Raw genomic sequence first — 13,475 nt, forward strand, 5'->3', positions numbered from 1 at the left:
TAAGCGGGGGCAACCGGTTTAATAGGGTCAGTCACCCCTGGGAAAATTGTCCATGAAGGACGGTATCCTCATTCCGTTTCAACTCGTTCGAATCATTAACGAAAGATATCCATACTTAGGAAATTTGTTTGCACCACAAGTATTTTGCCAGTTGGTTATCGATACGGTTACGGTTTGTGGCTGGTCAGTTTGGTTGAAAGTGAAAATTTGGATGAAGTTGGTTTTTACTGAGTGCAAATAAGATTGAAGTAAAGGATAGAAAAGTAATTTGGCTTGATGACAATGGGATGAAGCCCCCCCACTGATCAAACTTTCACTTTATTGCATTTCAAGGTTTTAAAATAATATCTATTAAAAAACCATATGAATTGAATCAAGTTATCAAAATATATATTAGTCTAGGTTACATATGTAAGTGATGAATCATAGAATATGAGGTGATACTATTGCAAAAACACGAAATCCTTATTAAGGAGCGATCAAATGAAGACATACTTTAATAAAAGAAAAATCAGCAGAAGAGACTTGAAGGAATATAAGCTCATTGGGGATGGGAAGGATGGAGAGGTATATCAATTAACCCATGATAAATGTGTGAAAATGTTTTTCCTGGAAGAAACTCAAAAAAAAGAGTTGAAAGCTCTGGTAATTGGACAATCATCACCTATTATTCCACGACTTTATGAATATGGAGAGAATTATATTGTCATGGAGTATATACATGGAATTTCACTTGCACGTCACTTAAAAAAAGAAAAACAGATCACTGAAGAATTAACTGAAAAAATATTAATAATGTTGGATGAATTGAAAAAGATCGGATTTACCAGATGGGACACGGAAGTAAGACACGTTTTAATAAATGAAGAAGGTCAGTTAAAAGTTATTGACCATAAAAGAGCTTTTACCTCAAATAGCAAGGCTCCTATTAAATTATTAAAGGGGTTTAAAAAATTTGGATTGTCACAGGATTTTTTAAATAATGTGAAGAATATACCTTCTTCTGTTTATAATACATGGGTGAAACATTGATAAAAAACAGAAGTGTCTTGCGCATAACGTTTTTTTATATTGAAACCAACACTTTGTTTTTTGATCACTTCCTTCTAGAATTCATCGCATAGAGGCAGAAATACACATGCAAATCTTGATAGACTATAAGGCTGTATTAAAGATTGATTAGTAGTAATGAGCAGTCTTTAATACAGGCTTATTTTATCCCGCTACATTAAATTTGGGCAGGGAGTAAAGAAGTTAGGTGGGGAATAAACTGTCCATAAAATCCTGATTGGTGCGGGCTAATGATCAGTGAAGATGAAGAAAACCTCCATTGGTCAAAGTTTCACTTTATTCTTTAACAAATGGCAGGACCAGTGAATGACCCCTCTCTAACATTCTAACGAGCTGTTTGAAGAAGGCGCTTCCTGTTTCATAGAGCGTTGCTGATTGGATACCCAATCAGTCTGACGTACTCTCCACAGGAGTCGTTTATACTGTTCGGACACAACCTTGCCCTACATTTAATACGAGAATGTATGTTCGTTTTTCTTCCTGTCACTAGCGTATACTATGTTGCAAAAAAGGAAATAAAAACTTCGTGCTATCTACGACCACCATTCATCCCCTCCCTACGACCTGGGCCATGCCCTGCACATGCTTAAGGAAGGGGACTTCTGTTGGAATCCTGTTAAAAGATGATAAACAATAGAACAGGCTCTCCGCTAATGACAGTTTCTTTTTGCAGCATCAATCATAAGTTAAGTAGTACACGGTATAAGGAGTGATAAAAAAAATGAGAGAGTGTGTTTTAGTCATTGGTGCTCACCCTGACGATGAGCTATTAGGAGCCGGCGGGACTTTAAAAAGACTAGTAGAAAATGGCTATCGGGTAATTTCAATCATTACTGCTTTAGGAAGAAAAGAGGAAGCCCATCACATACAGCAGCTAAGCCGGTGTGCAAATAAGGTAATTGGTATTGAAGAAGTGATATTCCTCAAGCATGCTAATTTAGAGTTAGAATTAATTCCGCTGCATCAGTTAACGAAAGAAATAGAACAATTAATACAGACCTATAAACCAAGTAAAATCTTCACCCACCATTATGGAGATGTCAATATTGATCATTTAATTACTTTTCAAGCGGTTTTGACCGCGACTCGACCTCTGCCGAACCAAAAACCGATAGAATTAATTACATTTGAAACGGTTTCCTCTAGTGAGTGGAATATCCACACGAATGATAAAGTTTTCAAATCTAATTATTTTGTCGACATTACAGATCAAATGGATTCCAAAATTGCGGCGCTCAAACATTACGATGTAGAAATGAGAGATTTTCCTCATCCTCGTTCATATGAAGGAGTTCAGTATTTAGGAAGAGTTAGAGGAATGACGATTGGCGTACAATACGCTGAAGCGTTCGAAGTGGTAAGGAGGATCTGGCGATGAAAAAGAAGCTTATGTTTCCATATCCCTATGTAATTAAAGAAATGGATAAATATTTTGGAATTCGTTCGTTCTCATTTCAAAAAAAGAAGAATGAAATGTACGAACGTTATACAAATACAGGGCCAAAGACAGTCCGAAAGAAAAGCCTTTCTATATTAATTGCTACGTTTTGGGACTATCCTCATACTGGAGGTTTATCTAATTATATTACAGCACTTAGTGAAGGGTTAAGACAACAAGGACATCAAGTCGACATTATCTCTCCTAATCAATTTCCTCGGAGTAAAGTAGAGACCCTGCGTGAAGTAATTGTTCCCAGCTTAAAAGATTTCTTTAATACACGTTATGGAAGTTATAATAGCATGATTTTGAAAAGTCACAGACATATGTATATCTATGAAAAGATGCTTCTTCACAATATCGACTTAAAAAAATATGATATCTTCCATGCGCAAGATTTGTTTACAGCGAATATATTAGGAAGAATCAATGTATATTACGGAAAACCTTTGTTGTTTACACCCCATGGGATGTTTACCTTTAACCGGCTGAAATTTGGTATATTTAAAAAAGGTTCGCTGGAAGAAGTCTATTATCAAACATTAGAAAGAAAAGCCATTGAATTTGCCAATCACCTTATCATTCTCAGTGATTCATTTCGTGATCCGTTAATGCAGCTAGGGACCAAACAAGAGAACATGACAACTGTACTTACGGGTATTGATTACCCTGAGAAGTATCGCACAAAAAATACATCAGCACACAAGAAGGTCGTTATTACATGTGTAGCGAGATTAGGCCCAAGAAAAGGCCATAATGTATTATTTGACGCACTTTCAAAGCTGAAAAGAAAATATACTGATAACATTAAAGTGCTCATTGTCGGAGATGGTGAGATGAGAGACACTTTAGAAAAGCAAGTCGATTCTTTGGGTCTTTCCATGGTGGAGTTTTTAGGGGCAAGGGATGATGTGCCAAACATTTTAAGCAAAACCGATGTTTTTGTACTTCCAACCCTAAACGACAGCCTGCCTATTTCTATCATTGAGGCCATGCATAGTGGAGCTTGTGTCATTTCGACAACATCGGGAGGCATACCTGAATTGGTGAATCACTCCAAGACAGGCATTCTAGTCGCTCCAGGAGATACAGCTAAACTGGCACGTGCATTAAAGTTCGTCATTGCAAATCAGGAAGGTCGGGAGCAGTTGGGTGAAAATGCAAGAAACTTTGCTAAAAAACATTTAACTAGAGAGACAATGACAGCTCATATTGAAAAGATCTACAAAAAGTATTTGAGTGAGGAAGAATTCTATGAATCATGAACACGCAGCAGTTGTACTGGACTTAAGTGCCAATGGAATCGGAATCATCAGAAGCTTAGCGAGAAAAGGGATCAACGTTTATGCGTTCGATATAGAGAAACCTTATAAGATAGGAAAATCACGTCTTGCTTCATGTGGAGTATGCCCAAGTCCTTTATCAGATGAAAAGGAATTACTAACTTTTTTAATCAATTTGGCTAAAGAATTTAAACTGAAACCGATTTTGTATACAGGTGCGGATGATTATGTGGTGTTCATTTCAAAATATCGAATGGAACTGTCTAACTACTATTTATTTTTGTTTCCTGAACATTCGCTGATTGAAGAAATACTGGATAAACACAAAATGTATGAATTAGCAGTGAAGCATAATATTCCATGTCCTAAAACGTATGTGATCGAACATAAAGAACAAATTGAAGAAGCGATATTGTCTCTGGATTTCCCATGTATATTAAAGCCGACTTTGGGCCATGAGTTTCGAAAAAAAATAAATAAAAAGGCCATATTCATAAAAGATCCAGATCAACTAAGAAATGAGTATGAATTGTATCGGCAGCATGGAAAGCTCATTATTCAGGAAATCATTCCTGGCGACAATCAGCATTTTTATAAAGTGGCCACTTTTTATGACGACAATATGGAGCTACTAGCGTTATTTTCTTTGCAAAAGAATCATCAATTCCCAGCTGAATTTGGAACGGGAGCTCATATTGTTAGTAAACAAATTCCAGAATTGGTGGATATATGTTTACCATTTTTAAAAAAAATGAACCTTAAAGGTATTGGTATGGCAGAGTTTAAAAAGGACCCCCGAGATGGGGTTTATAAGTTTATTGAAATAAATCCTCGTTTTTGGTTAACGCATAGCTTGACAGGACCTGCTGGCGTGGATTTTGTTTATATGTATTATTTATATTTAACCAAGCAAAACCCCGTGCCGAGGCTCAAACAAATAGACGGTGTCAAATGGATTTATCTTGTGCGGTATTATTTAACGTTCCGCCACAAGAAAAAAAGAGCCGAAATGACGTGGAAAGATTTTTATGAAGGCTTGCGAGGCAAAAAAGAGTTTGCTTTGTTTGCATGGGATGATCCAATGCCGTTCATTAGAAGCACGTGGTCTCATTTGAAGAACGCCTGGAAACAAAAACGAAAGGAATGAAAACGTTGTACGAGGCAAAAGTATTATTCCATCATTTTGAGAAGTTGAAGATTTCAGAAAAGCTTTCTTATTCAATGGCTGAGAGGGTTGTAATAGACCCTGCTAAAATCGAGTGTCTAAAATCAACAACAAGAATGAGTATCTACAAATTATCTCTTCGAAAAAAAACGAATCATTATCCCATTATTTTGAAAATATATTATTCAACAAACTATAAAAATGAAGTAGAGATTAATGTATATCAGAGAGCTTATCCTATATTGAAAGAGTTTCTTCCTCAAATATACCATGTTGAAAAAAGCGAAAATGACACCTGGATATTCATGGAATTTGTTCAGCAAGTACGCGGCCAGATCACCTTCTCCCCGAAACATTTTGACTACATTATCCCCACCGTTGCCAAACTTCACGCACACACATTTGAAGACAACTTTAAAAAGCATAAAGATGTTTGGAAATCTTGGCTTCCTATTTATGAATCAAGCCACATGAGAAGTAATCGAGCCAAATATATTGGAAAGACGATTGCTTTTCTCGATGACGCAGCGAAAGACGACCGGTTAAGGGAGATCATTAAACCCTATCATAAACCGCTAATAAAACTATGTCATAAGGGACCGGATTTTTTCCCGGAACTATTTGAAAATGGTTCATCTATAACGCATGGTGATCTTCATATGCAAAACATATGCAGCAACAATGTGACACCAGGTGCACCATGGAATATCCAGTTTATCGATTGGGAGTCCATTAAGTATGCACCCGTCTGGTTTGATATGGTTGTTTTAGTCGAAATATTATTAGGTTTCAGAAAAGATTGGCAGAGTCATGCAGAAGAAATTCGCACGCATTGTGTGAAATCATATACAAAACAAATGCAGAAGAATGGCATTCAATTTAAAACGGCTCCAATTGACCTTTATAAAATGGCGTATTTGCAGAGAACATTAGAAAAGGGGTTGCATACCCAGCTACGAAGAATATTCGATAACCGCGGTGGCGAGCTATTAACGTATCATCTTGAAAAAGTTTCAACTTGGGGAAGAGAATTAGGTTTATAAGATAAATAAAATTTTCACATTAGCAGAGTTAGGAGGAGATGCTTCTGAATACAATAAAGGAAGAGCGAAATGAATACATCTGTCCTTTCCATGCGAGCCTGCTAAAAGTCATGGATGAATACTATAAAATAGATAGTAAAAAGAATCATTTAATGGAACCATTTCAGACATTTGGAATCAAAAAGAATCGCATACCAAGTAAAACAAATAAACTAAAGATCCTCTACGTAACGTTTTTGCGATATCCAAATACTGGAGGGTTATCAAGTTATATTACTTCCTTAAAAACAGGTTTTGAAAAGTATGGTCATGACGTAGATGTCATCTCACCTACTCAAATGACAGCAGTTCATCTAGAGCAAGATATCCCGCAGGCTGCCGAACATGCAAGGGACTTTCTGCTGCAACGATATGGTACAGTCAATGAAAAAATTATAAAAAACACTAGTTTCATGAACGTGTATAAGTCTTTCTTAAGAGGAAGAAATCTAGAACAATATGATGTGTTTCATGCACAAGATTTATTTTCTGTCTTTTTATTAGGACAACTAAATCTAGAATATAAGAAACCTCTTTTTTTTACACCGCATGGACATTTTACAAAAAGCCGGTTAAAGTTCGATAAAATAAAAAAAGGATCAATTGAGGAAGTTTATTTTAGTGAAATTGAAAAACAGGGAATAAGAGCATCCGATCAAATCATAACGATCAGTAATTCTTTTCATTCCCCTTTAAAAGAGTATGGCGCAAAGATAGAACAACTGGTTACTGTTCATACAGGCATACATTTTCATCAAGCTTCTATACCTAAACAAGAGTATAATGATAATCTTGTAATTTCCTGTGTTTCCCGCCTTTCTCCCAGAAAGGGTCATGACATTTTTCTGAAAGCGCTCTCGCGAATTCAACAAGATTTATCTAATGTAGAAATATGGATTGTTGGTGATGGTGTCATGAGAGAAAGACTAGAAGACCAAGTACTACAACTTGGTCTCGACAATATCAAGTTCTTTGGCAGAAGAACAGATATACCAGAAATCCTTTCCTCTTCTGCTATCTATGTCTTACCTACCATTAACGATAATTTTCCGATTTCAATTATTGAAGCTATGTTTTCTCGTCAAGCTATTGTTACAACAAATTGCGGTGGTATACCAGAAATGATTCAAAACGGAAAAACAGGGATCATTTGTGAACCGGGAAATGTACAACAACTTTCCGATGCTCTTAAATTGCTTTTAGCAAATAAGAATCTTCGTGAACGTTTAGGAAGAAATGCTCAGGAATATTCACGACAACATCTAACTCAAGGTGGGATGATTTCAAAGATAGAAAGAATCTATCACTCTTTTATAAGCGATATGTAGAACATGTATGGAATGTCGTAATAAAAGGAATGATGACTCAATCTATAAAGGAGAAATTCTTCATAGCCAGTTAAATATTAGTAAAGCGATTGAAGTATTAAAATGGAAGCCTGCTTCAGACGTCTCATTTGGTTTAGACCAAACGATTTCTTACTTAAAGAAAGCAAATCAAAGTAAAAGCTGACTTGAAGAAATTTGTATGTATGAAGAATGAATAGATAACTCATATGTGAGGAGCTAGTGTATTTGTCAATTGAAAATCCAGCCATTTTGTCATTAAAAACCCAGTCGTTCTTCTTCGAAGTAATCGAAGAAGAACGGCTGGGTTTTTAACGATTATACGGGCTTACTTTTAGATTATCAAATACAAAAATCGTTTTAGTGACACTAAAATTTCTTTTATTTTACGTCTTACTCGCAATCCGCTCCATTACTTTCTCTAACTCATCCGGCTTCAAAAACTCAATAGGAGAGAATCCCTTCTCAAACGTAAGTGTATCCGCCTCAATCATTAGTACATATTTATCATTAACCTTGGCAATATGAATCTGTTCCCCAAAATCTGCAAGCAATGCCTTCACAGAAATATGATCTGCCTTTAGCTTTAATTCTATCTCAGGGGTATGCTCCACAATTTGCGCTGTAGCTTCCATTACTTCTTCCGTTGTGAAATGTTCCATAATTTCACGCTTAGGACTGGCAGCCCATACTTCCATCGCTTGGTCGAATTGTTCTCGTTCTTCCGTACCTTCTTCAAACACGTCTTCGATTTGGTCGTATACCATGTCCATAACTTGTGTTTTCATAATTTCTGGCATAGAGCGTTCGTATTCGACGAATTTTAAGAAATCCTCAAAGTAGCGTGCGTGTGATGCTTGGTGGATTTTTAGTTCGCCAGGCTCTACAATGCCTTCTTCTGGCATGTATGGGTATTGAATAGATTTCATATTTTTTGTCGTAATTGCCATTTCAACGTTGCGAATAAGTGTTGTTTCGTCGGAAATGGAAGCAACTTTTGGCTCGAAGTCACACTTCATAACGAATACGAATGGATCGTCAAAGTATTTCCTCAGTTTTGCTTGAGCAACTAAAAATACACCACCGCGTACTGCACTTGTATCGATATATGTATAAACGAGAGGTTCACTCATATCTTTAAAATTCTCTTTCGTTTCTGCAAAACGGATACGATTAAATAAATTATAATGAGGGTTGGAATCGAATTCGTGCCCAGTTTCTACAATAAATCGACCAATCTTTGTTGGGGCTTGTTCGGTTTTTGCATGACGTTCTACTTTTCGTTTAGATATTTTTAATAATTCACCATCTAAGAACTCTTTTAAGGGGCTGTCCTCATATTCTTCAGCATCCAACGTTTGAAAATGTTTATATCGCTTATCTGCTTGTTCACCTTTTCCTTCTACTTGTATAACATAGAAGGAGAGGAAGTTTATTTCAAAATCCATATTTATCACCTTGTTTCATTTCATTGACTCTTATCAGTATAGAGATGGAGAAAACTTTCGTCAATTTAATAAAATAAAACGGATAACAGGGGCTTACTATTTGTTAATTTGAAATATAGGAAGGGAGAGTCCCTTCCTTATATAGTTCTTTGTTTTACTAATTTAAAATCCATCCTCAAGTGCTGAAAATGGAATGTTTAGTCGATTCTCTACAGTACGTAAACGCTGATTTAATCGATTGAGTCTACGTGTATGACGTTCTACTGTCTGCTGAAGTTGATTTACTCTTTGTTCTAGCTCATTTACTCGTCTTTCTAACTGACGGCCGCCACTACCTGGAAAGGAAATTGGAATTTGAAATTGTCTATTTGGATCATATGGATCAATTTGTTCTGTTTGTTCTATATATGGTTGATATTGCGATTGCCCGTCATATGATTGTTGATAGTTATAAAGGTTGTAGGGGGCATATGAATTGTAGGGATACATAAACATCCTCCGTTCTCTAAATTTGCTTGAATTCATCATAATGTATGTGTAAGAGCGGATAGGTGGCACGGCAAATACCTATTTTGAATAGGGTGCTTCATCAAATGTATTCAAGAGAATTTGTGATAAGTTTTTATAAATGAGAATTGCCTATGAAGAATTCCAAAATATTAATGTATTAAAATTGTTTTTGAATAATCATTTGGTATATACTGGTTAAATAAGAGGAGCATTACAAACTTAAGTTTCTAAGTAAATATGTGTAGACATTTCTTAAAGAAAAGAGTAATTTTAATATAGTGGAAATCAAATTGTAATATTTTGTAGTCATATTGCAAAGTCATGTAATTATACATACATAAAATTGAAAACAAAGAGTAATGGTAGGGAAAGGGAGAGAGTATATTGTTACGTAAGGTACAAAGTATAGTAATAGGGGCACTATGTGTAAGCATAGTGAGTGGATGTGGTACAAAAATAAGTGAAGTTTCATTGGTAAGTGGCATAGGAGAGCATGCAGTAGAAGCTAAGACTGGTGTCAATGAAAGTGTAAGTTTAGTAGATGCTAGAAGTGGTAAAGAAGTAAAAAATGTTAATATAGCAAGCTTAGGTTATTTTGAAGATGAAAATAAGTTTGAAAAAGAAGTAACGAAGGTTGCTAAGGAAGTCGGAAAAACTATTGATCAAAAGATGGTCCCTTCTCGTATGGCAAGTGATGGAACATGGCAAGAAGGTAAGCCTTCTTATGAGTTAATGGAAAAAGAGCTAGTAGATAAACTAATGAACGTAGGAATGTGGGATTCTTCGTACCAACTACCAATTGTTGAGAAAAAACCTGTAGCGAAGCCGGAAGATGCAAGTGGAAATGGTGCAGTTTTAGGAAGATATGAAACAAACTTAGGTGGTTCTACAGGTGGTAGAATCGAGAATATTCGTTTGTCTGCAAGTAATATTAGTGGTGTCGTATTAGGAAAAGGAGATCGTTTCTCTTTTAACGCATTAATTGGAGATACAACACCAGACAAGGGATATCAGTTAGGAAAAGAGATTGTTGACGGCAAACTAGTAGATGGTTATGGCGGAGGAGTATGTCAAACATCTTCTACTCTTTTTAATGCTGCAGATCAAGCTGGTTTAAAAATGGTGGAGAGAACTACACACTCCAAAACAGTAGGATACGTTCCACAAGGCCGAGATGCTACGATTGCATATCCATATTTAGATTTAGTGTTTGAAAATACAAATGAAGTACCTGTGAAGCTTTATATGAGCATAGAGGGTGGAAAACTTGTTGCTGAGGTACGTGCAGCAAGATAAGAATTACCGTACATAAAAGTCTTATAGATTCAACTAACGATTAGTGGAAGATTAGGGGAATCTCCACTGATCGAAGTTTCACTTTATTATGATCTGAGCCATTCTTTCTAGTATTTTTCTAGAAGGGGTGGCTTTTTGTATACATATAAATCAGTAATGAAAATTTATTCGCTATTCGCGGGCAGCAATACTCCCACCTCAAAAATCAGCAAAAGCAAAGAGATTAGGTGGGAGATAAACTTCCTGTAAAAGCTCGATTTTTGAGGGCTAATAATCAGTGGGGATGAAGCCCCAACCGATTATTAAAGATTTACTTTATCTACTGATTTAAAAAACTTCTTTTGATAAACTAGAATAAATAGGAAATAGGGTGTTTTAAAAGTATATTTACAATGAGACAGCTATAATTTGATATAAAAACGCCAAGTGAACCAAATGAAAGTTTGTCTAAATAGATAACAGTTTTAATAAAGGATAATAGGCATAATTTTGAGGAGGAGAGAACTATGCAATTCATTTTAGAAATGGTAGCAATTGCTGGAATAATATTTATTATTTTGATTTTAGGATTTAGTAAAACGTTAAAAGATGTCAATAGAAGGAAGAAGAATAAAGAAAACAAATGACTCATAATGCATAATGATAGAGAAAAAAGGTGCTTATGTATAGAAAGCATAAGTTTTTTTATAACAAAAATAAGGAGGAGGTGGGGCTGTGAGCTGTCCTCCTTATTTTGGATATGTAATCCAAATCGGGCAAGGGTGAAAAGGAATTTAGTTTTTATGTTTTGTAAATATTTGATTAAGATGATGGTTCATATGATTAATATAATCTGTAACAAGCCATTCTAAAGTTACTTCCTGTTGGTCTTCCAACTTACATGTAAGTTGCCAGTGTTCATTCTTTACATTGCTTAGTAATTTTATCATTTGTATGTTAATAGCTTCCCATAATTTTAGAATTTCATTTGCTGAAAAAGATTGTTGATAATTATGTACTTGCACCCACAAATCTTGATCATAGCCAGTGAGTATAATTGTTTCCTTTGAAGTAAGAATATCAACAAAGCGTCTATGGTTTACCGTACCGGAATCGCAAAGATGACCTAATATTTCTTTTTTAGACCATTTTATTGGGGCGAGTTTTATATCCATGTCAGAAAAAAGTATAATTTTTTGAGATGCAGTATGAATTATATGTTCTAATTGGGTTGCTAATGTAGACATGTGAATCCCTCCATTTTCATTAATAACTGAATGTTTGCAGCTCAATCCAATACCTTTTTACAACATTACCATCTTCTTCGATAAAATCATTATCACGAAGTCCTCTGTTATGCAAAATTGTTTTTTCTGAAGCAGTATTATCTTCATCGCAAACGACAAGTACTTTTGTAACACCTAATTCTTTTATTTTTTCTAATGATAAAGCTAATAATTTTGTAGCATATCCTTTTTGTCTTGCTGAAGGACGAATACCATAACCGATATGCCCACCAGCATTGAATAGATGCTCAGTTAAACGATGGCGAATATTTACAGCACCAACGATCTTGTTATCATTTGTGATAAGCCAATAGGTAGAGTCCGGTACCCAACTATCGGGAATGTTTTTACCTTTCGCTGCATCTAGCAACTCTTGAATCATTGCTGGAAAATTAGAATGATCTTTTGTGATAACCCAAGGAATCATCGTTTCACCACTATTTTTCCATTCTTGATAGAATTCTAAATATTCTTCTTGTAAGTCAATTGTGGGTTGTACTAAGTAGACATCCATTATTATTAGGCTCCTTTTATATGTTTTTCGAAATATTAAAATAATCTTAACATAATTTGGATGGTAGAGAAATAAAGTACTTGGAGATATTGATGTTTATGAATTTAAAGGATATAGATTAGGAAAAGATTTCTACTCTAGAATCCCTTTTTTCTGAAGTTAAATATTTTGAATTTATGTATGTATAACACCTCTTAAACATGTATTCCAGCATTATAGGGATGAAGAGTGGCCTGCTGATGAAAGGAAGTTTTCTATTCTCTGTGATTCTAGTTCAGCTTTAATTGGTAGTTTCGGAGGAGAGATTAAGCCATCTGCATTAGAGACGAATCATTCAGCAGTAATTGAAGTAATAAAAAATGCTTTTTACCATGATATGATGATGCAGCACATCGAAGAGGATTTTGGGAAAGAATTTCAAGAGAAGTATGGGGAGAATTACCGGAAAATGTTAAGCTATTTCAAAGAGAAAGGCTGGCATATTTAATGACGGCAATTGATATTCAATTTTGTAGCGAACTAATAAAACGTGTAGGAACCCGTTTATATGAAATTGCTAAATGAGCGATTTCTTCCCATTCCACATATCCAATAAATGCACAAAAATCATTACAATGACTCAGCCAATACTCCTGTTGCCATCCACCATATCCAGGCGTTCTATGGATAAGTTCTTTTATTTTTTCTTCATTATTTACTTCCTCACAGGAGTGTGGATCTTGAAATTCTTCATCAAATTTTTTAGATGCATTTCCATTAGCGATACACCAAGGGCAGATGCTTTCTACATTTTCTATAGAATAGAAAGGACCACTATAAACATATTCACGTTCGTTTTTGCAAACAGAACAAGTCGTAAATTCTTTTTTTATAATTCCTAGTTCTAGTGCGTTTGGATTATATTTAAAGGTCGGTAATTGCACGTCTGATTCCCCCTATAAATGATATTTGTATTTATACTGTATTCCTATTGCCAAATTGTAATCAGGTTAATTTGAATATAAACAAAATATCTTTATTTTACAAATATTGCTGGGGATGATTTGACTGGCAAATT

At 35.2% G+C, this 13,475-nt stretch carries 14 protein-coding genes; 9 read left to right on the top strand and 5 right to left on the bottom strand.

Annotated elements, in window-relative coordinates; translation table 11 throughout:
- Positions 1–52: 52 nt before the first annotated feature.
- The 8 genes from ACM6HU_RS26175 (at position 53) to ACM6HU_RS26210 (ending at position 7,551) form a co-directional block, all read left to right on the top strand.
- Positions 53–241 carry a hypothetical protein gene (locus tag ACM6HU_RS26175; RefSeq protein WP_140386074.1) on the top strand — a complete coding sequence of 63 codons (189 nt, stop codon included), beginning with the start codon at positions 53–55 and terminating at the stop codon, positions 239–241.
- 242 nt (positions 242–483) lie between these two features.
- A complete protein-coding gene (locus ACM6HU_RS26180; RefSeq protein ID WP_016115664.1) occupies positions 484–1,032 on the top strand; it encodes an AarF/UbiB family protein in 549 nt (182 codons plus the stop codon).
- Positions 1,033–1,792: 760 nt separating this feature from the next.
- Positions 1,793–2,449 carry a PIG-L deacetylase family protein gene (locus tag ACM6HU_RS26185; RefSeq protein WP_016115663.1) on the top strand — a complete coding sequence of 219 codons (657 nt, stop codon included), beginning with the start codon at positions 1,793–1,795 and terminating at the stop codon, positions 2,447–2,449.
- Positions 2,446–3,774 (top strand): glycosyltransferase family 4 protein, encoded by a 1,329-nt coding sequence (locus tag ACM6HU_RS26190; protein WP_016115662.1) that lies wholly within the window; start codon positions 2,446–2,448, stop codon positions 3,772–3,774. The genes ACM6HU_RS26185 and ACM6HU_RS26190 overlap by 4 nt, the downstream gene beginning before the upstream one ends.
- Positions 3,764–4,939 carry a hypothetical protein gene (locus ACM6HU_RS26195; protein ID WP_016131780.1) on the top strand — a complete coding sequence of 392 codons (1,176 nt, stop codon included), beginning with the start codon at positions 3,764–3,766 and terminating at the stop codon, positions 4,937–4,939. The genes ACM6HU_RS26190 and ACM6HU_RS26195 overlap by 11 nt, the downstream gene beginning before the upstream one ends.
- Before the next feature lie 5 nt (positions 4,940–4,944).
- A complete protein-coding gene (locus tag ACM6HU_RS26200) occupies positions 4,945–6,000 on the top strand; it encodes a phosphotransferase (RefSeq protein WP_170927949.1) in 1,056 nt (351 codons plus the stop codon).
- A 38-nt stretch (positions 6,001–6,038) separates the two neighbouring features.
- Positions 6,039–7,367 (top strand): glycosyltransferase family 4 protein, encoded by a 1,329-nt coding sequence (locus ACM6HU_RS26205; RefSeq protein WP_016115659.1) that lies wholly within the window; start codon positions 6,039–6,041, stop codon positions 7,365–7,367.
- Between the two features lie 7 nt (positions 7,368–7,374).
- Positions 7,375–7,551, top strand: coding sequence for a hypothetical protein (locus ACM6HU_RS26210; RefSeq protein ID WP_170927950.1), 177 nt, complete (start codon positions 7,375–7,377; stop codon positions 7,549–7,551).
- A gap of 220 nt (positions 7,552–7,771) precedes the next feature.
- Here ACM6HU_RS26210 and ACM6HU_RS26215 read toward each other — a convergent pair whose 3' ends face one another.
- Together ACM6HU_RS26215 and ACM6HU_RS26220 are read right to left on the bottom strand one after the other, a co-directional pair.
- On the bottom strand, positions 7,772–8,833 hold the full coding sequence (locus ACM6HU_RS26215) for a DUF3900 domain-containing protein (RefSeq protein ID WP_016131778.1): 1,062 nt from the start codon (positions 8,831–8,833) through the stop codon (positions 7,772–7,774).
- 162 nt (positions 8,834–8,995) lie between these two features.
- Complete coding sequence (locus ACM6HU_RS26220; protein WP_016115657.1) at positions 8,996–9,322, bottom strand: hypothetical protein; 327 nt, start codon at positions 9,320–9,322, stop codon at positions 8,996–8,998.
- A gap of 405 nt (positions 9,323–9,727) precedes the next feature.
- On the opposite strand from ACM6HU_RS26220, the gene ACM6HU_RS26225 reads away from it, so the two are divergent.
- Positions 9,728–10,639, top strand: coding sequence for a VanW family protein (locus ACM6HU_RS26225; protein WP_016115656.1), 912 nt, complete (start codon positions 9,728–9,730; stop codon positions 10,637–10,639).
- A 773-nt stretch (positions 10,640–11,412) separates the two neighbouring features.
- On the opposite strand, the gene ACM6HU_RS26230 is transcribed toward ACM6HU_RS26225, so the two are convergent.
- The 3 genes from ACM6HU_RS26230 to ACM6HU_RS26240 all read right to left on the bottom strand — a co-directional run bounded on the left by ACM6HU_RS26230 (position 11,413) and on the right by ACM6HU_RS26240 (position 13,341).
- On the bottom strand, positions 11,413–11,865 hold the full coding sequence (locus ACM6HU_RS26230; protein ID WP_016131777.1) for a DinB family protein: 453 nt from the start codon (positions 11,863–11,865) through the stop codon (positions 11,413–11,415).
- Positions 11,866–11,884: 19 nt separating this feature from the next.
- Positions 11,885–12,418: a GNAT family N-acetyltransferase gene (locus tag ACM6HU_RS26235; protein ID WP_275857599.1), complete on the bottom strand. Its 534-nt coding sequence runs from the start codon at positions 12,416–12,418 to the stop codon at positions 11,885–11,887.
- A 503-nt stretch (positions 12,419–12,921) separates the two neighbouring features.
- Positions 12,922–13,341, bottom strand: a complete 420-nt coding sequence (locus ACM6HU_RS26240) for a CbrC family protein (protein ID WP_088094235.1) — start codon at positions 13,339–13,341, stop codon at positions 12,922–12,924.
- Positions 13,342–13,475 lie beyond the last annotated feature (134 nt).

This window comes from Bacillus sp. IT-79MI2, from assembly GCF_949768135.1.
Classification (GTDB): Bacteria; Bacillota; Bacilli; order Bacillales; family Bacillaceae_G; genus Bacillus_A; species Bacillus_A pseudomycoides.